The organism is Streptomyces sp. HUAS 15-9 (genome assembly GCF_025642155.1).
Taxonomy (GTDB): Bacteria; Actinomycetota; Actinomycetes; order Streptomycetales; family Streptomycetaceae; genus Streptomyces.
Genome location: NZ_CP106798.1, coordinates 5,488,308 through 5,511,381 on the forward strand (window position 1 = coordinate 5,488,308; position 23,074 = coordinate 5,511,381).

20 protein-coding genes are annotated in these 23,074 nt (G+C 70.4%); 12 read left to right on the forward strand and 8 right to left on the reverse strand.

The window, feature by feature from the left end; translation table 11 throughout:
• The first annotated feature begins 79 nt into the window (after window positions 1–79).
• Window positions 80–1,234, forward strand: a complete 1,155-nt coding sequence (locus N8I87_RS25460) for a cystathionine gamma-synthase (protein WP_263212044.1) — start codon at window positions 80–82, stop codon at window positions 1,232–1,234.
• A 32-nt stretch (window positions 1,235–1,266) separates the two neighbouring features.
• Here N8I87_RS25460 and N8I87_RS25465 read toward each other — a convergent pair whose 3' ends face one another.
• The 3 genes from N8I87_RS25465 to N8I87_RS25475 form a co-directional block, all read right to left on the reverse strand.
• Window positions 1,267–1,515 carry a hypothetical protein gene (locus N8I87_RS25465; RefSeq protein WP_263212046.1) on the reverse strand — a complete coding sequence of 83 codons (249 nt, stop codon included), beginning with the start codon at window positions 1,513–1,515 and terminating at the stop codon, window positions 1,267–1,269.
• Between the two features lie 25 nt (window positions 1,516–1,540).
• A complete protein-coding gene (locus N8I87_RS25470) occupies window positions 1,541–2,044 on the reverse strand; it encodes a sigma factor-like helix-turn-helix DNA-binding protein (protein WP_263212048.1) in 504 nt (167 codons plus the stop codon).
• Window positions 2,045–2,153: 109 nt separating this feature from the next.
• Window positions 2,154–2,660 carry a MarR family winged helix-turn-helix transcriptional regulator gene (locus N8I87_RS25475; protein WP_263212050.1) on the reverse strand — a complete coding sequence of 169 codons (507 nt, stop codon included), beginning with the start codon at window positions 2,658–2,660 and terminating at the stop codon, window positions 2,154–2,156.
• Window positions 2,661–2,821: 161 nt separating this feature from the next.
• Here N8I87_RS25475 and ilvA point away from each other — a divergent pair, with 161 nt between their 5' ends.
• The 3 genes from ilvA (at window position 2,822) to N8I87_RS25490 (ending at window position 6,097) form a co-directional block, all read left to right on the forward strand.
• Complete coding sequence (gene ilvA, locus N8I87_RS25480; protein ID WP_263212052.1) at window positions 2,822–4,051, forward strand: threonine ammonia-lyase; 1,230 nt, start codon at window positions 2,822–2,824, stop codon at window positions 4,049–4,051.
• A 181-nt stretch (window positions 4,052–4,232) separates the two neighbouring features.
• Window positions 4,233–5,243, forward strand: coding sequence for an ATP-binding cassette domain-containing protein (locus tag N8I87_RS25485; RefSeq protein ID WP_263212054.1), 1,011 nt, complete (start codon window positions 4,233–4,235; stop codon window positions 5,241–5,243).
• Window positions 5,240–6,097, forward strand: coding sequence for an ABC transporter permease (locus N8I87_RS25490; protein ID WP_263212056.1), 858 nt, complete (start codon window positions 5,240–5,242; stop codon window positions 6,095–6,097). The genes N8I87_RS25485 and N8I87_RS25490 overlap by 4 nt, the downstream gene beginning before the upstream one ends.
• A gap of 57 nt (window positions 6,098–6,154) precedes the next feature.
• Here N8I87_RS25490 and greA read toward each other — a convergent pair whose 3' ends face one another.
• Window positions 6,155–6,655 (reverse strand): transcription elongation factor GreA, encoded by a 501-nt coding sequence (gene greA, locus N8I87_RS25495; protein ID WP_263212058.1) that lies wholly within the window; start codon window positions 6,653–6,655, stop codon window positions 6,155–6,157.
• Between the two features lie 167 nt (window positions 6,656–6,822).
• Complete coding sequence (locus tag N8I87_RS25500; RefSeq protein WP_263212059.1) at window positions 6,823–7,221, reverse strand: DUF4307 domain-containing protein; 399 nt, start codon at window positions 7,219–7,221, stop codon at window positions 6,823–6,825.
• 224 nt (window positions 7,222–7,445) lie between these two features.
• Here N8I87_RS25500 and mca point away from each other — a divergent pair, with 224 nt between their 5' ends.
• Window positions 7,446–8,306 (forward strand): mycothiol conjugate amidase Mca, encoded by an 861-nt coding sequence (gene mca / locus N8I87_RS25505; RefSeq protein WP_263216660.1) that lies wholly within the window; start codon window positions 7,446–7,448, stop codon window positions 8,304–8,306.
• Between the two features lies 1 nt (window position 8,307).
• The gene (locus N8I87_RS25510) at window positions 8,308–8,550 is read left to right on the forward strand and encodes a hypothetical protein (protein ID WP_263212061.1); all 243 of its coding nucleotides are present in this window, start codon (window positions 8,308–8,310) and stop codon (window positions 8,548–8,550) included.
• Between the two features lie 24 nt (window positions 8,551–8,574).
• Here N8I87_RS25510 and N8I87_RS25515 read toward each other — a convergent pair whose 3' ends face one another.
• A complete protein-coding gene (locus tag N8I87_RS25515; protein WP_263212063.1) occupies window positions 8,575–11,775 on the reverse strand; it encodes a tetratricopeptide repeat protein in 3,201 nt (1,066 codons plus the stop codon).
• Window positions 11,776–11,988: 213 nt separating this feature from the next.
• Here N8I87_RS25515 and N8I87_RS25520 point away from each other — a divergent pair, with 213 nt between their 5' ends.
• From N8I87_RS25520 to N8I87_RS25545, 6 genes are all read left to right on the forward strand, one after another.
• Entirely contained in the window at window positions 11,989–12,636 is a 648-nt protein-coding gene (locus N8I87_RS25520) for a hypothetical protein (RefSeq protein ID WP_263212065.1), read from the forward strand.
• A 30-nt stretch (window positions 12,637–12,666) separates the two neighbouring features.
• The gene (locus tag N8I87_RS25525; protein WP_263212067.1) at window positions 12,667–14,697 is read left to right on the forward strand and encodes a thioredoxin domain-containing protein; all 2,031 of its coding nucleotides are present in this window, start codon (window positions 12,667–12,669) and stop codon (window positions 14,695–14,697) included.
• A 193-nt stretch (window positions 14,698–14,890) separates the two neighbouring features.
• Entirely contained in the window at window positions 14,891–16,159 is a 1,269-nt protein-coding gene (locus N8I87_RS25530) for a glycosyltransferase (RefSeq protein WP_263212069.1), read from the forward strand.
• On the forward strand, window positions 16,156–17,808 hold the full coding sequence (locus tag N8I87_RS25535) for an ArnT family glycosyltransferase (protein ID WP_263212071.1): 1,653 nt from the start codon (window positions 16,156–16,158) through the stop codon (window positions 17,806–17,808). The genes N8I87_RS25530 and N8I87_RS25535 overlap by 4 nt, the downstream gene beginning before the upstream one ends.
• Window positions 17,805–19,121, forward strand: a complete 1,317-nt coding sequence (locus N8I87_RS25540; protein ID WP_263212073.1) for a glycosyltransferase — start codon at window positions 17,805–17,807, stop codon at window positions 19,119–19,121. The genes N8I87_RS25535 and N8I87_RS25540 overlap by 4 nt, the downstream gene beginning before the upstream one ends.
• Before the next feature lie 154 nt (window positions 19,122–19,275).
• A complete protein-coding gene (locus tag N8I87_RS25545; RefSeq protein WP_263212075.1) occupies window positions 19,276–21,678 on the forward strand; it encodes a galactose oxidase family protein in 2,403 nt (800 codons plus the stop codon).
• On the opposite strand, the gene N8I87_RS25550 is transcribed toward N8I87_RS25545, so the two are convergent.
• Together N8I87_RS25550 and N8I87_RS25555 are read right to left on the reverse strand one after the other, a co-directional pair.
• Window positions 21,675–22,406 carry a Mut7-C RNAse domain-containing protein gene (locus tag N8I87_RS25550; protein ID WP_263212077.1) on the reverse strand — a complete coding sequence of 244 codons (732 nt, stop codon included), beginning with the start codon at window positions 22,404–22,406 and terminating at the stop codon, window positions 21,675–21,677. The two genes, N8I87_RS25545 and N8I87_RS25550, sit on opposite strands and share 4 nt — an antisense overlap.
• A 33-nt stretch (window positions 22,407–22,439) precedes the next feature.
• Window positions 22,440–23,069 carry a TetR/AcrR family transcriptional regulator gene (locus N8I87_RS25555; protein ID WP_438829314.1) on the reverse strand — a complete coding sequence of 210 codons (630 nt, stop codon included), beginning with the start codon at window positions 23,067–23,069 and terminating at the stop codon, window positions 22,440–22,442.
• Window positions 23,070–23,074 lie beyond the last annotated feature (5 nt).

Genomic DNA, 23,074 nt, shown 5'->3' on the forward strand with positions numbered 1-23,074 from the left:
ACGGGGAAAACCCTTGCTTCCGGCCGTGTGCGACCCGCTGTCCGGCAGTAGTGCCGCGGGCGCACTACGCTCGGTGCACATGAGCGACAGGCACATCAGTCAGCACTTCGAGACCCTCGCGATCCACGCGGGCAACACCGCCGATCCCCTCACCGGCGCGGTCGTCCCGCCGATCTACCAGGTCTCGACCTACAAGCAGGACGGCGTCGGCGGCCTGCGCGGTGGCTACGAGTACAGCCGTAGCGCCAACCCGACCAGGACCGCCCTGGAAGAGAACCTCGCCGCGCTGGAGGGCGGCCGCCGCGGCCTCGCGTTCGCGTCCGGCCTGGCGGCCGAGGACACCCTGTTGCGTACGCTGCTCAGCCCCGGCGACCACGTGGTCATCCCGAACGACGCGTACGGCGGCACGTTCCGTCTGTTCGCGAAGGTCGTGTCCCGGTGGGGCGTGGAATGGTCCGTAGCCGACACCAGCGATCCGGCGGCCGTACGGGCCGCCATCACCCCGAAGACCAAGGCCGTGTGGGTGGAGACCCCCTCCAACCCGCTGCTCGGCATCACCGACATCGCCGCCGTCGCTCAGATCGCCCATGACGCGGGGGCGAAGCTCGTCGTCGACAACACCTTCGCCACGCCCTACCTCCAGCAGCCGCTCTCGCTCGGCGCGGACGTCGTCGTGCACTCGCTCACCAAGTACATGGGCGGTCACTCGGACGTGGTCGGCGGTGCGCTGATCGTGTCCGACCAGGCGCTGGGCGAGGAACTGGCGTACCACCAGAACGCGATGGGCGCGGTCGCCGGGCCCTTCGACTCCTGGCTGGTGCTGCGCGGCACGAAGACGCTCGCGGTGCGCATGGACCGGCACAGCCAGAACGCCACGAAGATCGCCGACATGCTGAGCCGGCACGCGCGCGTGACGCGGGTCCTGTACCCCGGCCTGCCGGAGCACCCGGGTCACGAGACCGCCGCCAAGCAGATGACGGCGTTCGGCGGCATGGTCTCCTTCCAGGTCGAGGGCGGCGAGGAGGCGGCCGTCGAGGTGTGCAACCGCGCCAAGGTCTTCACCCTCGGGGAGTCCCTCGGTGGCGTCGAGTCCCTCATCGAGCACCCCGGCCGGATGACGCACGCCTCCGCGGCGGGTTCGGCCCTGGAGGTCCCGGCCGACCTCGTCCGCCTCTCCGTGGGCATCGAGAACGTCGACGACCTGCTCGAGGACCTGCAGCAGGCGCTGGGCTAGCAACCCGGGGCTGCGCCGGCCACAGCGCCGGTTCACCAGCCGGTGATCGGTGGAGTCGTCTGGGACGGCGGCTCCACCCAGGGCCGGGCCGTCAGGGCCCACACGGTGAAGGCCACGGTCGCGGCGAACAGCAGCAGCCACATGAGACGCCGGGCCGCGGTCCTGCGGCGCAGCATGCGGCTCCCGCGCCGCACGACCTCCGCGTACAGCTCCGGCGGTACCGGCGGCGGCGCCTGCTCCATGATCCGCCGCGCGGCGGCCTCCCGCTCGGCCCGGTTCACCGGTGCCTCCCGTCGTCCCGCCGCCTCACGACGGTGCCACCTTCGCGCCCATCACGGCAGGTGGCTGCCCCCGGCGCGGATGCAGCAGCGTGGCCGTCGCCCGGTCGCAGATCACATGGACCCGTTCCGATGGGAGTCCGAGCAGTGCCGCCACCTGCTCCTCGGCGACCCCCTCGTACAACCGCAGGACGAGGATCAGGCGCTCCTGGGGACCGAGGACGGCCAGGGCACTCGTGGGATGTGGGCGGCCGCGGCCGAGACCGCCGTACTGGTGCCAGGCCCCGCGCGCGAAACGCGTGGCGAGGTACTGGCGGGCGCGGTCGTACGGGTCCTCCCCGCGCAGCCGGTCCCAGCACGCGTACGTGTGCGCGAGGGCCAGGGTGAGCAGCCGCCGCGCGCGCGGGTTGTCGTTCGGCGCCTCCGCGGTCAGCAGGGTGGCGGCATGCAGCAGCCGCCCTGCCGCGCCCGCGACGAATGCCTCGAACTCCCGGGCCCGGCGGGCGCTTTGGGACGCCTGCCGTTCTCGCACCGCGCCTCCCGCCTGAGGGGGACCGGCCGGTACGGAACGCGGAACCGTGTGCGACCAGGACCCGGTCTCATATGAGGCCAGCGGTGGCCCGGGGTCAAGGGTCCGGCGCTCAGGAGGCCGACGGAGTCTCCGGCGCGGGCACGCCCGGGACCGCCATCCGCGCGGAGAGCGCGGTGTTGAAGCGCGTGAGGAGCGCGCAGAACGCCTCGCGCTCCTCCGGCGCCCAGTCGTGAGTCAGCTCGGCCATCAACTGGCGCCGGGACGAACGAACTTCCTCCAGCCGGGACAGCCCGCGCGGGGACAGCTGGAGCACCACCGCCCGCCCGTCCTCGGGGTGCGAGGTCCGCTTGACGAGCCCGGTGTCGACCAGGGGAGCCACCTGCCGGGTGACCGTCGACGAGTCGATCCCCATGCTCGCGGCGAGGGCCTTGACGCCCATCGGCCCTTCCTTGTCGAGGCGGTTCAGCAGCAGGTATGCGGCGCGGTCCATGGAGTTGCGCACCTGTCCGACGCCGCCGAGCCGGGTCTGTTCGGCACGGCGGGCGAAGACCGCCACCTCGTGCTGCAGCGTGTCGAGGAGACCGGTGTCACCGACGGTCGTCATGTCCATCGACATTTCAGGTGTTGTGGGCATGGCCGGGGGCTCGCTTCATGAAGAGTGCTGGGTTGGGGGACAGGGTACGCGGCCGGGGGGCGGGCCGTACCGGGGCTGCGCAAACCGGTCTCGGAGCTTGGTCACACCCGCTGTGCCCGGCTGTGAACTGCGAGACTTGTGTCATGAGCTACAGCACGCCTGACTCCTTGCGGCCCGTCACCCTCGACGACGTACGCGGCGCGCAGAAGATGCTCACGGGTGTGGCGCGGGTGACCGCGATGGAGGGCAGCAGGCATCTGTCGCAGCTGGTGGGCGCGCCGGTCCACCTCAAGTGCGAGAACCTCCAGCGGACGGGGTCCTTCAAGCTGAGGGGTGCCTACGTCCGTATCGCCGGCCTGCTGCCCGAGGAGCGCGCCGCCGGTGTCGTGGCCGCGAGCGCCGGGAACCACGCGCAGGGCGTGGCGCTGGCCTCCGCGCTGCTCGGCGTGCACGCCACCGTGTTCATGCCGAGGGGCGCCCCGCTGCCGAAGATCAGCGCGACCCGGGACTACGGCGCCGAGGTGCGCCTGCACGGTCAGGTGGTCGACGAGACGCTGGCCGCGGCGCGGGAGTACGCGCAGGAGACGGGCGCCGTCTTCATCCACCCCTTCGACCACCCGGACATCATCGCGGGGCAGGGCACGGTCGGCCTGGAGATCCTGGAGCAGTGCCCGGAGGTGGGCACGATCGTCGTCGGCATCGGCGGCGGCGGGCTCGCGGCCGGCATCGCGGTCGCCGTGAAGACGCTGCGGCCGGACGTGCGGATCATCGGTGTGCAGGCGGCGGGCGCGGCCGCGTACCCGCCCTCGCTCGCGGCCGGGCGGCCGGTGGCGATCGAGAACCCGGCGACGATGGCCGACGGCATCAAGGTGGGGTGTCCGGGCGAGGTGCCGTTCGGGATCATCGCCGAGCTGGTGGACGAGGTCCGCACGGTCACCGAGGACCAGCTGTCGGCCGCGCTGCTGCTGTGCCTGGAGCGGGCCAAGCTGGTCGTCGAACCGGCCGGCGCGAGTCCGGTCGCGGCGCTGCTGGCGGACCCCGGAGCCTTCCCCGGGCCGGTGGTCGCGGTGCTCTCCGGCGGGAACGTCGATCCGGTGCTGCTCCAGCGGGTGCTGCGCCACGGCATGGCCGCGCAGGGCCGCTACCTGGCCGTTCGGCTTCGGCTGACGGACCGGCCGGGCGCCCTCGCCACGCTTCTCGGGGTGTTGTCAGTGGTGGACGCTAACGTCCTCGACGTGAGCCATGTACGGACCGACCCGCGGCTCGGGCTCACCGAGGCGGAGGTGGAACTGCACCTGGAGACAAAGGGCCCGGAGCACTGCGCCGAGGTCGGCCAGGCCCTGCGCGAGGCGGGATACACGGTCATCGATTGAGGTCGGAGACCTCGACGGCACTCATCCTTCACCTCGCTCGGGCAACGTCGAGCCCGTCACTCGTTCGGGCAATGACGAGAAAATTCCATTGAGTGACGCGATATAACGCGTTATGGTCTGTTGTGCAGCCGCAGCCACTCCCCAGCCATTTCGCCCCATCCCCAAAGACGTGGAGATTCATATGCCAGGCGCCATCTATGCCGAAGGCCTGGTGAAGACCTTCGGCGACGTAAGGGCACTGGACGGCGTCGACCTCGATGTCCCCGAAGGCACCGTCCTCGGCCTGCTCGGGCCGAACGGCGCCGGCAAGACGACGGCCGTCCGCTGTCTGACGACCCTGCTCCGCCCCGACAGCGGCAAGGCCGTGGTCGCGGGTGTGGACGTCCTCAAGCACCCCGACGCCGTCCGCTGCTCCATAGGCCTGTCCGGCCAGTTTGCGGCGGTCGACGAATACCTCACCGGCCGCGAGAACCTGCAGATGGTCGGTCGGCTGTACCAGATGGGCGCGAAGGCGTCGAAGGCCCGCGCGGTGGAGCTGCTGCAGCAGTTCAACCTCACGGACGCCGCAGACCGCCCCGCCAAGACCTACTCCGGAGGCATGCGCCGCCGGCTCGACCTCGCGGCCGCGCTCGTGGTGTCGCCGCCCGTGATGTTCATGGACGAGCCGACGACAGGCCTCGACCCGCGCAACCGCCAGCAGCTGTGGGAGGTCATCAAGCAGCTGGTCTCCGGCGGTACGACACTGCTGCTCACCACCCAGTATCTGGAAGAGGCCGACCACCTGGCCCACGACATAGCCGTCGTCGACCACGGCCGCGTCATCGCCAAGGGCACCTCCGACCAGCTCAAGGCCCGCACAGGAGGCGAGCGCGTCGAGGTCGTCGTGCACCAGCGCGAGGACATCGTGACGGCCGCCGAGGTGCTGGGCGGCTTCGGCAAGGGCGACACCACGGTCGAGGAGCACACGCGCAAGCTGACCGTCCCCGTCACCGGCGGCGCCAAGCTGCTCGCCGAGGTCATCCGCGAACTGGACACGCGCGGCATCGAGATAGACGACATCGGACTGCGCCGCCCCACCCTCGACGACGTCTTCCTGTCCCTGACGGGACATGTGGCGGAGGAGAAGGAAGAGGGCAACGGCGCCTCGAAGAAGCCCGGTGACCGCAAGAAGAACAAGGAGACCGCGAAGTGAGTGCCGTATCCGACGCGACACCGGTCGCGGCCCCCGGCAACCCGTTCAGCAGATCCCTGAGGGACTCGCTGATCGTTGCCCAGCGCAATCTGATCCGCATGTCCAGGATCCCGGAGATGGTCATCTTCGGGCTCATACAGCCGATCATGTTCGTGGTGCTGTTCACCTATGTGTTCGGCGGATCCATGAAGATCGGCACCAGCACCAGCGCGGCCGACTACACGAACTTCCTGATGGCAGGCATCTTCGCGCAGACCGTCACGTTCGCCACGGCCAGTTCCGGCGCGGGCATCGCCGACGACATGCACAAGGGCCTCATCGACCGCTTCCGCTCCCTGCCCATGGCACGCGGCGCGGTGCTGACCGGGCGCACCCTCGCCGACCTGGTCCAGACGGCGCTGACCCTGCTCGTCCTCGCGGTCGTCGCCCTGCTGGTCGGCTGGCGCACGAGCACGTTCGGGGACACCAACGCCGCGAGGATCCTCGGCGCCTTCGGCCTGCTGCTCCTGCTCGGGTACGCGTTCACCTGGATCGGCGCACTGATAGGCCTGACCGTCCGCACCCCGGAGGCGGCCACCTCCGGCGGGCTGATCTGGCTCTTCCCGGTGACCTTCATATCCAACGCGTTCGTGGACACCAGCAATATGACCCCGTGGCTGCGGCATGTCGCGGAGTGGAACCCGTTCAGTGCCACGGTCCAGGCGTGCCGTGTGCTGTTCGCCAACCCCGGCCAGTCCCACTCGGAGGCCTGGCCCATGCAGCACCCGGTGTGGGCCTCGCTGATCTACTCGATCCTGATCATCGTCGTCTTCCGTACCCTGGCGGTCCGGAAGTACCGCTCGGCCACCGCATGACGAGGCCCCCGGCGTCCTGCGGACGCCGGGGGCTGGCCGGGAAACCGGCAGCCGGGTTCAGCCCGAGTAGGCCTCGGCCTTGAGGATCCGCACGGAGGCCTTCTTGCCGTTCGGCAGCTCGTACTCCGCGTCCTCGCCGACCTTGTGGCCGATCACGCCGGAGCCCAGCGGGGACTGCGGCGAGTACGTCTCGACATCGGCGCTCGCGTACTCGCGCGACGCGAGCAGGAACGTCATCGTGTCGTCCTCGTCGCCGTCGAAGGCGATCGTCACGACCATGCCGGGGGCCACGGCACCGTCCGCGGAGTTCGGAGCCTCGCCGACCTTGGCGTTCTCCAGAAGCTGGGTCAGCTGGCGCACACGGAGCTCCTGCTTGCCCTGCTCCTCCTTGGCCGCGTGGTACCCGCCGTTCTCGCGCAGGTCGCCCTCCTCGCGCGCGGCCGCGATCTTGGCGGCGATCTCCGTGCGCGCAGGACCAGACAGGTACTCCAGCTCGGCCTTGAGCTGGTTGTACGCCTCCTGGGTCAGCCAGGTGACGTTCTCGCTGGTCTGGGTCACAGGTGCTCCTCGTAGGTACTGGGAATACAAAGCATCGCCCTACCCAGAAGAATGTTCCTTCACGGATGGGCGAAACCACGAGCCTAACAATTCAACGGCCGAAGGGGGAGGACATAAGCCATCAGAATTACGTCAACGCAGGTCAGCGCCTATGTGCCAGGGCGAAGTCACCCGGCGTGGCAGCCGACCAGCTCGGCCGTCGTGCCCCGGGCCGTCGTACGGAGCGTTACGACCTTGTCGATGCGTGTGGCCGAACCGGTGAAGCGGAAGTCCGCCCGGCCGACCTCTGTGCCGTCCTCGCTCTGGGAGCGCAGCGTGCAGTAGCCGTCGACGTCGGCGTCCTTGTGGACCTCCAGATGCACCTCGACCGCGCTGTCCGAGGCCTTGAAGGCGATCACCTGCGCGCTGATCTCGTTCTGCGCGACGTAGTGGTAGGCGAAGTAGCCGATCAGCGCCAGCAGGGCCGCACCGAAGGCGGTCCCGGCGATCTTCAGCCGGCGGTCGGAGCGCTCCTCGGAGGGACGGCCGTAGCGGCCCTCGGGCAGCCGCGTGCTCGCCGTACTCATGATCGTCCTCTCGCCGGGCCGGGACATACACCCCGAAAGGGGTCTCCGAGGCTGGACCCCGGAATTATTCGCCCCCCGATTCGGTCACTATAGAAGTCCCCCGCCCGCCGCCCGACCGCCGCCCCTCGACGACGTCCCTGCGGGACGGCCCCCAATCAAACGCACCCGAAGACACCGGGCGCCAATTCACTGAGGATCGAGTCTTGACTGACCAGCTGCGACTGATGGCCGTTCATGCGCACCCCGACGACGAGTCGAGCAAGGGCGCGGCCACCATGGCGAAGTACGTGTCCGAGGGGGTGGACGTGCTGGTGGTGACCTGCACGGGCGGGGAGCGCGGCTCCATCCTCAATCCCAAGCTGCAGGGCGACAAGTACATCGAGGAGCACATCCACGAGGTACGCAAGAAAGAGATGGACGAGGCCCGCGAGATCCTCGGCGTCAAGCAGGAGTGGCTCGGCTTCGTCGACTCCGGTCTGCCCGAGGGCGACCCGCTGCCCCCGCTGCCCGAGGGCTGCTTCGCCCTGGAGGACGTCGACAAGGCGGCCGGCGGGCTGGTCAGGCAGATTCGCGCGTTCCGTCCCCAGGTGATCACCACCTACGACGAGAACGGCGGCTACCCGCACCCCGACCACATCATGACCCACAAGATCTCCATGGTGGCGTTCGAGGGCGCGGCGGACACCGAGAAGTACCCGGAGTCCGAGTTCGGCCCCGCCTACCAGCCGCTCAAGCTCTACTACAACCAGGGCTTCAACCGCCCCCGCACCGAGGCGCTGCACAACGCGCTGCTCGACCGCGGCATGGAGTCGCCCTACGGGGAGTGGCTCAAGCGCTGGGCGGAGTTCGAGCGCACGGAGCGCACGCTCACCACGCACGTGCCCTGTGCCGACTTCTTCGAGATCCGCGACAAGGCGCTGATCGCCCACGCCACGCAGATCGACCCGGACGGCGGCTGGTTCCGGGTGCCGTTGGAGCTCCAGAAGGAGGTCTGGCCGACCGAGGAGTACGAGCTCGCGAAGTCTCTCGTGGATTCCTCCCTCCCCGAGGACGACCTCTTTGCGGGCATCCGCGACAATGCCTGACATGAGCGCGAGCCTGGCACTGACGCACCTCGTCCCCCTGGCCAAGGAGGTCGACCAGAACAAGGTCACCCCTGGCGTCCTCGGCTTCATCGTCTTCGCAGTGATGGCCGTGGCCGTGTGGGGCCTGATGAAGTCCATGAACAAGCACATGGGGAAGGTCGAATTCAAGGAGGCCCCGGACCCGAAGGCGGAGTCCGGGACCTCCGGGGCCCCCGTGGCCGAAGAGAAGACGCAGCAGGGCTGACCAAAGGCGCAGCGGCGACCGGGGTCACTGCCTGGCCGGCACCGGTACCCCCATGACCTCCCGGGCATGCCGGTCCGGCACCATGCCGAGCCGCCACGCCTGCCAGCCCGCCTCCAGGTTCACCCCGCGCTCCAGCAGCAGCGCGTACGCCGCGGTGTACTCGTCCAGCTTTCCGTCGCGGGCCGGGTGCCCGGTGCGGGAGAGCTGGGCCAGCTCCTCCTGGGCGACGGCCGTGCCGACCTCCACACCGCCGGGCGCGGCGTAGGGGAGCAGGGTGGAGCGCAGGAAGCGGGCCCAGTCCTCGCCGCGCCGGTCGCCGTACGCGGTGAACAGTCCGGTCGCCTCGTCGCACAGGGCGAGGGCCTGCTGGGTGCGGGCGTTGCCCGCGTCCACGACGGCCAGCTCCAGGCAGGTCCAGGCCTCGCCGTGGGCCACGCCGATGCGGTGGAAGTCGGCGCGTGCGTCGACGAGCAGTTGCCTGGCGAAGCCCGAGTTCCTCAGTGAGCCCGTCTGGGCGGCGCGCTGGTCCCGGGTCACCCGGGCCGAGTGGTGGCGGGCGCAGGCCAGGCCGTAGACGTCGCGCATCCGGGAGAACATCGTGCGCGAGCGTTCCAGCTCGCGGACCGACAGATCCAGGTTGCCCGTCTGCTCCAGGGCCTGGCCCAGGTAGTAGACCGTCCAGGCCTCACCGCGCACATCCTCGTTGTCGCGGTGCCGGGCGGCCGCCTGTCGCAGTCCGTCCACCGCCGGGGACGGGTCGCCGGCCACCAGCCGGGCGCGGGCCAGCTGGGTGAGGGCCCAGGCCTCGCCGCGGGCGTCGCGGGTACGGCCGTAACGTTCGAGGGCGGCCCGCAGCTCGTCCTCCGCGCGGGGCACGTCCCCCATCCGCAGCCCCAGCTGGCCCAGCTGGAAGTGGGCCCACGCCTCGCCGTGCAGGGATCCGCCCTCGCGGTGCAGGACGAGGGATCTGTCCAGCAGGTCCAGCGCCTCCGGCAGCCGGCCGCGGTCGCGCTGGACCGCGGCCAGCGCGTGCATCGTCCAGGCGCGGTCCGTCGCCAGTTCGGGTGGCGCCTGCAGATCCAGGGCCTCCTGAAGCTTCGCCGCCGCCTCGGTGAGATTGCCCTGGTGGTGCAGTGTGATGCCGAGCGAGCACAGGGCACGGGCGGCGCCCGCGTCGTGATGCGCCTCCATATAGAGATCGACGACGGAGGCCAGGGTGGTACGGGCCTTGTCCAGCTCGCCTAGCTGGCGGGCCGCGATGCCGGTGCGCCACTGCACCGAGCGCACCAGAAGACCCTGGTCGACGGCCTGCGCCAGCTCGCTGATCTCACCGAGGCGGTAGAGGTCACCGCGCAGCAGGCAGTAGTCGCACAGCGCGCCGAGCAGGTTCAGTACGGCCGCCTGGTTGACGCCCTCCGCATGGCGCAGGGCCGCCGTGATGAAGCTCGACTCGTCGTCCAGCCAGCGCAGCGCCTCGTCGAGGGAGGTGAAGCCGTGCGGGCCGAAGCGGTCCGAGCGGGTGGACATGTTGCCGTCGACCAGACGGAGCACGGAGTCGGCGAGCTCCGCGTAGTTCACGATCAGGCGCTCCTGCGCGGCCGTGCGCTCGGCAGGCTCCTCCTCGTCCAGGAGGCGGGCCTGGGCGAAGGCGCGGACCAGGTCGTGCAGCCGGTAGCGGCTACCGCGGACATGGTCGATCAGGCCGGCGTGCGCGAGCACCACCAGATGGCGGGTCGCCTCCGCCTCGTCCGTGGCGAGCAGGGCGGCGGCCGCGGCCGCGCCGAGCGAGGCGCGCCCGGCGAGGGCGAGTCTTCTCAGCAGCCGGCGCCCGGACTCGGACTGGTCGCTGTAGCGCAGCCAGAGCGCGCGCTCGACGGGTTCCACCGGGCCGTACGCCGCCAGGTCCGTGGCCAGCCGGCGCGGTGAGCGTGGGCCGAGGGACGAGCCGGCGATGCGCAGCGCGAGCGGCAGTCCGCCGCACGATTCCCTGATCCGGTCGGCCGATTCGGCGTCGTAGGGGCCGGACAGGTCCTGTGCTGCCGCGCCCAGCAGTTCCTCGGAGCCGGCCGCGTCCAGCGACTCGACCGGGAGGTGGTGCACCCAGGCCGCAAGGTCCGCGGGCAGGTCGAGGGGCTCCCGGGCGGTGACCAGGACCAGGCTGTCGGAGCGCTCGGGGACGAGGGTGCACACCTGGTCGGGGTCCGAGGCGTCGTCAAGCACGATCGTCACCGCAAGGCCCGTCAGATGCTGGTGGTACAGCTCGCTCAGCCGCTTGACCTGCTGGTCCGGGGAGGAGCGCTCACGGAACAGGAGCTGTTCGCGGGGCGCGCCGAACCGGTTGAGCAGATGCAGCAGGGCGTCGCGGGTGGGCAGCGGCGGCTCCTCCCGGCTGTCGCCGCGCAGATCGACGACGACGGCGCCGCGGAAGTGGTCCCTGAGGTCGTGCGTGGCGCGGACGGCGAGCGTGGTGCGGCCGGATCCGGGCGTCCCGTGCAGCACGACCACCGTCGGCCGGGTCTCGGTGGCCGCCCTGGCCGCCCGCACCCACTGCCGGATCCGGGCCAGCTCCGGCCGCCGTCCCGCGAACGGCCCTTCGGGTTCGGGGAGTTGACCGAACGACTGCTCCAGCACCGTACGTCGGCGGGCCGCCGCGCTCTTGTCCGAGCCGCGCAGCTGCGGGCCCGTCTTCTTCGGGCCGGTGGAGGCGCTGAGCACCCGCTGCTGGTCCAGGAACGGGCGGATACCGCGCACCTCCAGCGCCGTCAGCCACTGCAGGCGCAACTGCTCGGGGCCGCCCGGCTGTCCGACGGCTCCGGCGCGGTGGTGGGCGGCGGGCAGATGGGAGCCCGCCACCTTCACGACGGTGGTGGCCGCGCCCACGACGCCCACGGCCACGCCCGCGCCGACCGCCGTGCCCGCGCCGGTGCCGAGGGAGAGGTCGGCCACGGTGGCGGCGACCGCGGCGACGGCCGCTATCAGCAGGGGAGTTCCGGCGCCCTCACGGGCGTAGCGCTGCCCGAAGGTCTGCCGTCCCGCGTCGGCCTCGTCCAGGCCGCGGGTATAGGCCTCGTACTCCTCCGCGGCGGACTGGGCCATGGCGTCCAGGGCACCGCGCGCCCGTGACAGCAGCACCTGTCCGTCCACGCGCCCGCCCGAGCGCCGTACCTCCTCCTCCACGGACCGCACCACCAGCCGCTCGGCCTCCGTCCGATGACTGTCCCGCATGTCACGTCCCCCTCCGGCGGCAACTCCTTTGTCTACGAGTGTCCTTCGGGGGAGGCGGGAGCGCGAGGGGGGGGCGACGATCACGAAGGGCATGAACAGGGATGACCTCCTCGCCTTCATGCGGGAGTACGCCGCGCCCACGGACGGGTGATGCGCGTGTCCGCGGGTGTGGCTATCGTGACCACAGATATCGAAGGGTTGACGGGGGAGCACATGTCTGTGGACAACGGCTCGTTCAGGGGTCCGCCGCCGGGACCACAGCAGCCGCACCAGCCTCGCTGGGCCTGGTGGGTCGTCGGGATCGTCATCCCGCTGGTGGGAATCATCGTCACGGTCATGGCGAGCCGACCGGGGTCGTCGGACGACAACAGCGCGCAGTCGGCGCCGCCGCAGTCGTCCGCCGCAACGGGTTCCACCGGCCAGGACCAGTCCGGCCAGGCGCAGCCGTCGACCACCAAGAGCGCCGGAGCGGTACGCGCGGTGTTCGGGCCGAAGGACGTGGATGCAGACACGACCAACGCCGGGTCGTACATCGAGCTGGACACGCCCCAGCCGCTCGTGTCGCCGACCAAGATCAAGGGCGGGGACATCATTTTCTCGGCGTCGGTCGCTCCGAACCTGTTCGTGCCGGACTCCGCCCCCAACCTGGCCCCGCTGCCCCCCTCCGGCCCCGCCCCGACGGCCGCGGAGTGCGCCGACAGCGTGGAGCGCAACGCCACCTACACGGCGAACGTGAAGCGGGGCGACCGTTTCTGCCTGCTCACCGGCGAGAACCGGGTCGCCTACCTCCGCGTCGTCTTCGCACCGAGCACGGGCACCGGAAAGCTCAACATCACCGTGTGGAACACGCCTGACGCCTGATGTTCGGGGTACTGCGGCAGGATGGACCCCATGCCGAACCGACTGGCCCATGAGACGTCCCCCTACCTCCTCCAGCACGCGGACAACCCGGTGGACTGGTGGCCCTGGTCGGCCGAGGCCTTCGACGAGGCCCGGGCGGCGAACAAGCCCGTCCTCCTGAGCGTCGGCTACAGCAGCTGCCACTGGTGCCATGTCATGGCCCACGAATCCTTCGAGGACCAGGCCACCGCCGACTACCTCAACGAGCACTTCGTCAGCGTCAAGGTCGACCGCGAGGAGCGCCCCGACGTCGACGCCGTCTACATGGAGGCCGTCCAGGCCGCCACCGGGCAGGGCGGCTGGCCCATGACCGTGTTCCTCACGCCGGACGCCGAGCCCTTCTACTTCGGCACCTACTTCCCGCCCGCCCCCCGTCACGGCATGCCCTCCTTCCGGCAGGTGCTGGAAGGGGTCCGGCAGGCCTGGAGCGAGCGGCGCGACGAGGTCAGCGAGGTCGCCGGGAAGATCGTGCGGGACCTGGCCGGACGCGAGATCGACTACCAGACCGCGCAGGTCCCCGGCGAGGAGGAGCTCGCTCAGGCGCTCCTCGGGCTCACCCGCGAGTACGACCCGCAGCGCGGCGGATTCGGCGGCGCGCCGAAGTTCCCGCCGTCCATGGTCATCGAGTTCCTGCTGCGCCACCACGCACGGACCGGCTCCGAGGGCGCGTTGCAGATGGCGCAGGACACCTGCGAGCGGATGGCGCGCGGTGGCATCTACGACCAGCTCGGCGGCGGGTTCGCCCGGTACTCCGTCGACCGTGACTGGATCGTGCCGCACTTCGAGAAGATGCTCTACGACAACGCCCTCCTGTGCCGCGTCTACGCGCATCTGTGGCGGTCCACGGGCTCCGAGCTCGCCCGCCGTGTCGCCCTGGAGACCGCCGACTTCATGGTCCGCGAACTGCGCACGGGCGAGGGCGGGTTCGCCTCGGCGCTGGACGCCGACAGCGACGACGGCACGGGCAGGCACGTAGAGGGCGCGTACTACGCCTGGACGCCCGAACAGCTCCGCGAGGTCCTCGGGGACGACGCCGAAATCGCCGCCCAGCACTTCGGGGTGACGCAGGAGGGCACCTTTGAGGAGGGGCAGTCCGTGCTGCAACTCCCGCAGGAAGAAGGGGTGTTCGATGCCGCGAAGATCGCGTCCAGCAAGGCGCGGCTGCTCGCCGCCCGCGCCGAGCGCCCCGCCCCTGGCCGTGACGACAAGGTCGTGGCGGCCTGGAACGGGCTGGCCGTCGCCGCGCTCGCCGAGACCGGCGCCTACTTCGACCGCCCCGACCTGGTCGAGGCCGCGGTCGGCGCCGCCGATCTCCTCGTACGGCTGCATCTGGACGACCACGCCCAGCTGGCCCGCACCAGCAAGGACGGCCGGGCCGGCGCCAACTCCGGTGTGCTGGAGGATTACGCCGACGTCGCCGAGGGCTTCCTCGCGCTGGCGTCGGTGACCGGGGAAGGGGTGTGGCTGGAGTTCGCCGGACTGCTCCTCGACCATGTGCTCACCCGCTTCACCGACCCGGACAACGGCGCCCTGTACGACACCGCCGCCGACGCCGAACGGCTCATCCGCCGGCCGCAGGACCCCACCGACAACGCCGCCCCTTCGGGCTGGACCGCCGCCGCGGGCACCCTGCTGAGCTATGCCGCACAGACGGGTTCCGAGCCCCATCGCACCGCGGCCGAACGGGCGTTGGGCGTGGTGAAGGCGCTCGGGCCGCGTGTGCCGCGGTTCGTCGGCTGGGGGCTCGCCGTCGCCGAGGCGCTGCTCGACGGCCCGCGTGAGATCGCGGTCGTGGGACCGTCGCTCGACGACGAGGCGGCAAGAGCGCTGCACCGTACGGCGCTTCTGGGTACCGCGCCCGGCGCGGTGGTCGCGTTCGGGGTACCGGAGAGCGACGAGTTCCCGCTCCTCGCCGACCGTCCGCTGATCGGCGGCGAACCGGCCGCGTATGTCTGCCGCAACTTCGCCTGCGACGCCCCGACGACCGATCCCGAGCGGCTGCGCACGGCGCTGAACAGCTGAACGGCACGAGCCCAACCGCCGTAAACGTAACTAGCGTTCGAATTGCTCACCGAGAACGTGCATAGTGAGGAAACACGCTCTTCACTGAAAAGGGCCACGCGCTTCACAGATCACTCATAATCTCTCCTTCGTGACGCGACGGGCGGGGGTGCCACGTCGCGCCGGGGGGATTTGGGGATCTGGGGGGATCTTTTTGCTCACGTCTGTCTTCATCGCTGCCGTCTCGCTTGCGCTGTTCTGGATGGCGGCCTTCACCTTGTGGTGGCAGATGCACGCGTGGCGTACGCCCGAAGTGCTCGCCTCCACCCGGTTCAGCAGACCGGACGGGGACGAACACGTGTCGTTCTCGCTGCTGCTGCCGGCGCGGCACGAACAGGCCGTGCTCGACCACACCATCCAGCGGCTGCTGGAGTCCACGCACACCGACTTCGAGATCATCGTGATCGTGGGGCACGACGACCCCGAGACCACGGCGGTGGCCGAGGCGGCCGCCGAGCGTGACCCGCGCGTCCGTGTCGTCGTCGACACGCACGAGAAGAAGAACAAGCCCAAGGCCATGAACACGGCGCTGCCGCACTGCCGCGGCGACGTCGTCGGGGTCTTCGACGCCGAGGACCAGGTCCACCCGGAGCTCCTGGCCCATGTCGACCACGCCTTCCGGACGACGGGAGCCGATGTCGTCCAGGGCGGCGTCCAGCTCATCAACTTCCACTCCAGCTGGTACAGCCTGCGCAACTGCCTGGAGTATTTCTTCTGGTTCCGCTCCCGGCTGCATCTGCATGCGCAGAAGGGGTTCATCCCGCTCGGCGGCAACACGGTCTTCGTCCGCACGGATGTGCTGCGGGAAGCCGACGGCTGGGACCCCAACTGCCTGGCCGAGGACTGCGACCTGGGCGTGCGGCTGTCCAGTGTCGGCAAGAAGGTCGTCGTCGCCTACGACTCCGACATGGTCACCCGCGAGGAGACCCCCGGCTCGCTGATGTCGCTGCTGAAGCAGCGCACCCGCTGGAACCAGGGCTTCCTTCAGGTCTACCGGAAGAAGGACTGGAAGCAACTCCCGGGATTCGGGCAGCGGTTGCTCGCCAGGTACACGCTGATGACGCCGTTCCTGCAGGCCTTCTCCGGAGTCGTCATCCCGCTCAACGCCGCCGTTGCGCTCTTCCTCGACGTCCCCGTCGGGATCGCCTTCCTGACCTTCCTGCCGCTGGTCACCGCCGCCGTCACCTTCGTCTTCGAGGTGGTCGGGCTGCACGACTTCGGCAAGCAGTACGGACTGCGTGTCCGCCTCGTCCACTACGTGAAGCTGATCGTGGGCGGCCCCTTCTACCAGGTCCTCCTCGCGGGGGCCGCGATCCGCGCCGTATGGCGTGAGCAGCGCGGCCGCAACGACTGGGAGCTGACCAGCCACGTCGGCGCGCACCTCACCGCGGCCGAGACGATCCGAGAGGACGTTCCTGCGTGACCTCCACCCTTCCCGCGGTGACCACTCCGAAGGTCCCCGCGCAGTGCCGACCTGTACCCATGGAGCGTTCGACCGGTCGAACATCGCCGCCGACGCGGCTCCGCTCCTCCCGTTCCGACCTGCTCCTGTGCGGTGTGCTCCTCGTGGCGATCCTCGTCGTCCAGGGCTGGAACATCGCCGACTACCCGACCCTCAGCGACGACGAGGGCACCTATCTCGCCCAGGCCTGGGCCGTGCAGCAGGGCAAGGGCCTGGCCCACTACACCTACTGGTACGACCATCCGCCGCTGGGCTGGATCCAGATCGCCCTGCTCACCTGGATCCCGTCCGCGCTCAGCCCGGGCTCGATGACCGTCGGCAGCATGCGCGTCGCGATGCTGGTGATCAGCGCCGTCAGCGCGGTCCTCGTCTATGTCCTGGGGCGGCGGCTGTCCCTGCCCCGCTGGGCCGCCGGGCTCGGCATGGCGCTCTTCGGACTCTCGCCGCTGGCCGTCGTGCTCCAGCGGGAGATCTTCCTCGACAACATCGCCGTGATGTGGCTGCTGCTGGCGTTCTGCCTCGCCGCCTCGCCCAGCCGGCACCTGTGGCACCACTTCGGTGCGGGACTCGCGGCCGCCGCGGGTGTGCTCACCAAGGAGACGATGCTCGTCGTCCTGCCCGCCCTGCTGCTCACCATGTGGCGCCACAGCCACCGCGACACCCGTAAGTTCGCCCTCACCGGAGCGGTCACCGCCTGTGTCCTGGCCGGCTTCTCGTACCCCCTGTTCGCCCTCCTGAAGGGCGAGCTGCTGCCGGGCAGCGGACACGTGTCCCTCTGGGACGGCATCAAGTACCAGATGTCCAGGCCGGGTTCGGGCTTCATCCTCGACACGTCGTCCGGCTCGTACGGAGTGCTCCACTCCTGGCTGTACTACGACCGTGTGCTGCCCCTCGGCGGCCTGGCCGGGGCGCTGCTGCTCCTGGTCACCCGGCGCTGGTCGGTCACCGCCCGAGCCCTCGCCGGACCGGCCCTGACCGTGGCGATCCTGGCCCTGGTGGCGATGCGCCCAGGCGGCTATCTGCCCGCCATGTACGTCATCGGCGCCCTGCCCTTCCTCGCGCTGGTCCTCGCCGGGGGCACCGCCTCCGTCGCCCACGCCGTGCTGCGCAGACGGCGGTCCGAGAACGAGAACCGGTATGTCACCTCGGGCCGGTACGCGCTCGCCGCCGTCCTCGCCCTCGCCGCCGGCGCCTATGTCGTACCGCACTGGTACGACGGCGACCGCACCGCCGTCACCGCCGACGCCAACGCCTCCTACCGGCAGGCTTCGAAGTGGCTCGGCAGCCGGGTGGGCGACCCGAGGCACACCCGGGTCCTCGTCGACGACGCGCTGTGGCTGGACCTGGTCCATCACGGCTACCAGCCGGGGCTCGGCGCCATCTGGTTCTACAAGGCCGACCTCGACCCGGCCGTCACGAAGACCATGCCGCACGGCTGGAAGGACATCGACTACGTGGTCGCCTCGCCGACGGTCCGGCGCGACGCCCGCGACCTGCCCAACGTCAAGGCCGCCATCCAGCACTCCACCCCGGTCGCCACCTTCGGCACCGGCCCCGACCGCATCGAGATCCGGAAGATCCGGACGGCCGCCGCGGGAGGCGAGCGATGAGCAGCCACGAATACACCGTCCCCGGTGAGCTGGGCGATCCCGCAGTACGGGCCGCGACCGCGAGTGAGCCGGAGGGGCGCGCCGGTGTCGAGGAGGCGAACGCGCGGAGGCCCGAAGGGGTGAGCACGATCGCCGCCTCGACACCGGCTGGAGCGCCCCGGAGGCGAAGCGAGCCCGAAAATGCAGTGCCCGAGCCCGGTGCCGTCACCATCGTCGTACCGACCTTCAACGAGTCCGCGAACATCCGGCAGCTGCTGCAGCAGATCACCTCGTCGGTGCCCGCGCGGCTGCCCTGCGAGGTCGTCTTCGTGGACGACTCCACCGACGACACGCCCGAAGTCATCCGGCAGGCCGCGCAGGACTGCCCGTTCCCGGTGACCGTGCTGCACCGCGAGGAGGCGGTCGGCGGACTCGGCGGGGCGGTGGTCGAGGGGCTGAAGGCGGCCACCTCGGAGTGGATCGTCGTGATGGACGGCGACTGTCAGCATCCGCCGTCCCTGGTACCGGAGCTGGTCGCCACCGGCGAGCGGACGAACGCCGGGCTCGTCGTCGCCTCCCGGTACATCAAGGGCGGCAGCCGGGCCGGGCTCGCCGGCAGCTACCGGGTGGCCGTCTCGCGCGGGGCGACCTGGCTGACCAAGTCCCTCTTCCCCCGCAGGCTGCACGGCATCAGCGACCCGATGAGCGGCTTCTTCGCCATCCGGCGCAGCGCGGTCACGGCGGAGGTGCTGAAGCCCCTCGGCTACAAGATCCTCCTCGAGCTCGCCGTACGGAGCCGGCCGCGCGCGGTCGCCGAGGTGCCGTTCGTCTTCCAGGACCGGTTCGCCGGTGAGTCCAAGTCGACCGCCCAGGAGGGCTTCCGCTTCCTGCGTCATCTGGTCGGCCTGCGCACCGCCTCACCGCTCGCCCGCATGGTCGCCTTCGGCCTGATCGGCGCCTCCGGCTTCGTGCCCAACCTGGCCGGCCTGTGGGCGCTGACCGTCCTCGGCATGCACTACGTCCCCGCCGAGATCCTCGCCAACCAGCTCGGCGTCGCCTGGAACTTCCTGCTCATCGAGCAGTTGCTCTTCCGCGACCGGCGCGCGCACCGCCGCTGGTGGGACCGCGTCGGCCGGTTCGCGCTGCTCGCCAATGCCGACCTGGTGCTGCGCATCCCACTGATCGCGCTGCTCGTCCACCGGTTCGGGATGGGCGCGCTGCCCGCCACCGCGCTCGCGCTGGTGACGACCTTCGTCCTGCGCTTCGTCGGTACCGAAGCGCTGGTCTACCTCCCGCGTCGCGGGGCCGCGGTCACAGGGGCGCGTCGGTGTTGAGAGGCCGTGGGGGCACCTCCCTGCTCGAGCGCAGTCGAGAGCCTGGGGGAGCACGGAGGCCCGAAGGGCTGAGCACGATCGGGCTCTCAACACCGACTGGAGCGCCCCGGAGGCCGCAAAAAGAAAACTGCCGCACCGCAGCTAGGAGAGCCGTGTGAACCTGCACCGAAGAAGGACGGCACTGGTCGGGGTCGGGGCCCTGACCGCCGGTCTCCTCCTCACCTCACCGCAGTCCGCCGAGGCCGCCAACCTCGTCAAGAACCCGGGCTTCGAGACCGCCGGCACGGACGACATGCCGTACTGCTGGGAGAAGTCCGGCTGGGGGGACAACGACTTCAGCTTCGCCACCGTCGCCGACGCCCACTCCGGTGCCAAGGCCATGAAGGTCACGCTCACCCGGCGGGTGGAGGGCGACCGCAAGGCGCTGATCACCGAGTCGACGGACTGCGCACCGGTGGTGACGGCCGGCAAGCAGTACGACCTGTCCCTCTGGTACAAGTCGACGACACCCGACACCGCCGTCACGCTCTTCCGGCACGACGCGACGGCGGGCTGGCAGTACTGGACCGACCTCAAGACCCTCGACATGGCGTCGGGCTACACCCGGGCCACCGTCCGCACCCCCGAGGTCCCGGCCGGCACCGACCGCATCACCTGGGGCGTGTCGGTGTACGGTACCGGCTCGGTGACCACCGACGACTACACCATGGAGCAGGTCCCCGACACGCTTCCGCCGCCGCAGTGCACCGGCACGGGCGACCAGTGCGCCAACGGAAGCTGGTCGGTGCTGCCGACGCAGAACCCGGTCCGCTCGATGCACTCCGTCGTCCTGAACAACGGCAAGGTGCTGCTGATCGCCGGCTCGGGCAACAGCGAGGAGAACTTCAACGCGGGTACGTTCACCAGCGCGGTGTACGACCCGGCGAACGGCACCTACAAGGTCATCCCCACGCCGAAGGACATGTTCTGCGCGGGGCACATCCAGCTGCAGGACGGGCGCGTGCTCGTCATGAGCGGCAACAAGGCGTACCCGGTGACGGGCGGGCACGGCTACGAGGGCTTCAAGGACTCGTACATCTTCGACCCGACGACCGAGACCTACAGCAAGACCAACGACCTGAACGACGGCCACTGGTACCCCTCGGCGACCGAGCTGGGCAACGGTGACGTCATCTCCTTCGGCGGGCTGCGCGAGGACTCGTCCGGCTCGGTGACCGCCGAGTACTGGTCGGACAAGGACCAGGCGTGGCAGCCGCTGTGGAAGGTCAACCAGACCTGGTCGTTCTGGGGCCTGTACCCGTCGATGATCCTGATGCAGGACGGCCGCCTCTTCTACTCGGGCAGCCATGTCTTCGGCAACAACATCCCGGGCACCGGGTCGGCGGTCTACGACTACGACGCCAACACGGTCACACAGATCCCGGGCCTGCAGAGGAAGGACGAGCGCGACCAGTCGGCGAGCGTGCTGCTGCCCCCGGCGCAGGACCAGCGCGTGCTGACCATCGGCGGCGGCAACATCGACACCAACCCGGACGGCAACCGGCTCACCGACGTCATCGACCTCAAGCAGGCCAGCCCGTCGTACGTGGCCGGGCCGCCGCTCCCGCAGGGCACGGTCGACCTCGGCAACGGGAAGGTCCCCGAGACCGGTGACCAGGGCAAGATGTACGTCTCCGCGGTCCTGCTGCCCGACGGCAAGGTCCTGGAGACGGGCGGCGCCCTGCACAACCGGGCCAACCCGGTGTACGAGTCGTCGATCTACGACCCGGACGCGGGCACCTTCGACCCGGTGGCCGCCGACCCGGAGGCCCGCGGCTACCACTCGTCGGCGTTCCTGCTGCCCGACGGCCGGGTGATGGCCACCGGTGACAACCCGGGCAACGGCAGCTGGAACCACAACGTGTCGATCTACACCCCGCCCTACCTCTACAAGGGCACCCGCCCGACGATCACCTCGGTGATCAACCAGGAGTGGAAGTACGGCGACACCCAGCGGATCACGGTCGACCGGCCCATCGCCAAGGCGGAACTGATCCGCCCGGCCGCGGTCACCCACTCCTCCGACCCCAACCAGCGGTTCGTCGACCTGCCCCTGGCGGTGGACGGCAACAATGTCGACCTGAACGTGACCAGCAACCCCAACCTGGCCCCGCCCGGCTGGTACATGCTGTTCGCGGTGGACGCCAACGGTGTGCCGTCGGTGGCGAAGTGGGTGCATCTGCAGGGCCCGGCCGCGCTCGCCGCCACCGCCCCCTCGGCGCACGTCCACTCCTTCGCCGACTCCCTGGGGGGCAAGGTCTCCGGACCCGGCAAGAAGCGGTCGTCGCAGAAGGTCAGCACCACGATCTCCGGCTGCGACCGGCACTACGGCTCGGTCAACGTCTGTGTGCCGACCGTCTTCCCGTCCGAGGTGAAGAGGACGACGGCCGCACGCTGCACCTGGCTCAAGCAGAACCACTACGGCCGGCTGAAGATCAACGGCAGGGACGATCCACTGGGCCTCGACCGCAACCGGGACGGGCTCGCCTGCGGAAAGGCCGATGTGAGAAAGCGTTAGCCCCGCCCGCTGAACTCCGTCAGGGCGCGCTCCACAATGGCCTCCAGCTGGTCGTGGTGCGCGCCCTTCCAGTACGCGCGCCCGCACTCCAGGCACCGGGCGAAGACGTCGTACGACCGCTGCGTCCCGCCCTTCAGCTGGTGCGCCACCTCGTCCTTGGTGGCCTCCTTCAGCAGGCCGTTGCATGCCGTGCAGCGCGTCCAGGGGCGCAGTTCGGGGGCGAACCGGTCGAGGACGTCGCGGAGTTGGTCCTCGGGGCGGGTGCTGTAGACATAGGCGCCCGCCCACAGTTCGCGGCGGCGCAGCAGGCCGCGGTCCCGGCTGAGCATGACCCGCTTCTCGGCGGCGGAGCGGGTGGCCAGCGCCGGGTCGCCGATGTCCGTGGACTCGTAGGCCGTGTCCACGCCGAGCAGGCGCAGCCGGCGGGCGAGGGTGCCGAGGTGGACGTCGAGGAGGAAGCGCAGGGGAGCGCCGGGGACCCGCTGGGGCCGCTCGACCGCCCGTACGCTCACGGACTCGCCCGCCGCCGGGATGTGCGACACCGGTACCGGCCGGCCGTCCACGACCAGCGCGCCGACCTCGGTGAGCGGGATGCCGAGGGACTCGATGACATGGCCGAGGGTCGAGACGCCGTCGACGGCGAGGGGGGTGCTGCCGTGGCGGCGGGCGTTCGGGACGAACAGCCGGAGCTCGGGGGCTACTTCGACGTGGATCTCGGGTCCGTTCACCCCGTCAGGATGTCACGGGTGAGCGGCGTGGGCTCAGGGGTTTTCCCTGGGCAGGCCGTGCTCCAGGACATCCAGGGTGCGGTCGACGAGGGCCGCGAAATCGTCCCGGTGATCGTTCGCCGCCCAGTACAGGGAGGTCTCCATCAGGCCGCCGACCAGGGACATCGCGTAGACCCGCACCTCCAGGCTCTCCGGGTCCCGGCCGGTGCGCTCGCCGATGGCCTGGCAGAGCATCCGGCCGGTGACCGACATGCTCTCCATCATCCGCGAGCGCACCGCGGGGACCTCGACCATCAGCCGGGTCCGCAGCCGGGACACCCGGGCGTCCTCCTCGACGCCGAGCCGGACGGCCCGTCGCATCACGTACCGGACGGACTCCGTCCAGGGCTCCTCGGCGGGCCGCGCCCTCAGTTCGTCCAGGATGATCGGGTCGTACTCGTCCGTGAGGACGATGTCCTCCTTGGTCGGGAAGTACCGGAAGACGGTCGACGGCGACACTTCGGCGCGCTCGGCGATCTGGTCGATCGTGGTGGCGTCGTACCCCTGCTCCTCGATCAGTTCGTACGTCGCGGTGCGGATCGCCTCGCGGGTCTTGATCTTCTTCCGCTCGCGCAGTCCCAGTCGGGAGCGGTCGGTGGGAGGAGAGGTACGTGCGGCCGTCATGGTGG

What these genes read in the sequence shown, in the direction of transcription:
- N8I87_RS25485 (WP_263212054.1), top strand. Translation starts at nt 4,233, where the DNA reads ATGCCAGGCGCCATCTATGCCGAAGGCCTGGTGAAGACCTTCGGCGAC.
- N8I87_RS25555 (WP_438829314.1), bottom strand. Translation starts at nt 23,069, where the DNA reads ATGACGGCCGCACGTACCTCTCCTCCCACCGACCGCTCCCGACTGGGA.
- N8I87_RS25540 (WP_263212073.1), top strand. Translation starts at nt 17,805, where the DNA reads ATGAGCAGCCACGAATACACCGTCCCCGGTGAGCTGGGCGATCCCGCA.
- N8I87_RS25500 (WP_263212059.1), bottom strand. Translation starts at nt 7,221, where the DNA reads ATGAGTACGGCGAGCACGCGGCTGCCCGAGGGCCGCTACGGCCGTCCC.
- ilvA (WP_263212052.1), top strand. Translation starts at nt 2,822, where the DNA reads ATGAGCTACAGCACGCCTGACTCCTTGCGGCCCGTCACCCTCGACGAC.
- mca (WP_263216660.1), top strand. Translation starts at nt 7,446, where the DNA reads ATGGCCGTTCATGCGCACCCCGACGACGAGTCGAGCAAGGGCGCGGCC.
- N8I87_RS25475 (WP_263212050.1), bottom strand. Translation starts at nt 2,660, where the DNA reads ATGTCGATGGACATGACGACCGTCGGTGACACCGGTCTCCTCGACACG.
- N8I87_RS25460 (WP_263212044.1), top strand. Translation starts at nt 80, where the DNA reads ATGAGCGACAGGCACATCAGTCAGCACTTCGAGACCCTCGCGATCCAC.
- N8I87_RS25510 (WP_263212061.1), top strand. Translation starts at nt 8,308, where the DNA reads ATGAGCGCGAGCCTGGCACTGACGCACCTCGTCCCCCTGGCCAAGGAG.
- N8I87_RS25525 (WP_263212067.1), top strand. Translation starts at nt 12,667, where the DNA reads ATGCCGAACCGACTGGCCCATGAGACGTCCCCCTACCTCCTCCAGCAC.
- N8I87_RS25520 (WP_263212065.1), top strand. Translation starts at nt 11,989, where the DNA reads ATGTCTGTGGACAACGGCTCGTTCAGGGGTCCGCCGCCGGGACCACAG.
- N8I87_RS25515 (WP_263212063.1), bottom strand. Translation starts at nt 11,775, where the DNA reads ATGCGGGACAGTCATCGGACGGAGGCCGAGCGGCTGGTGGTGCGGTCC.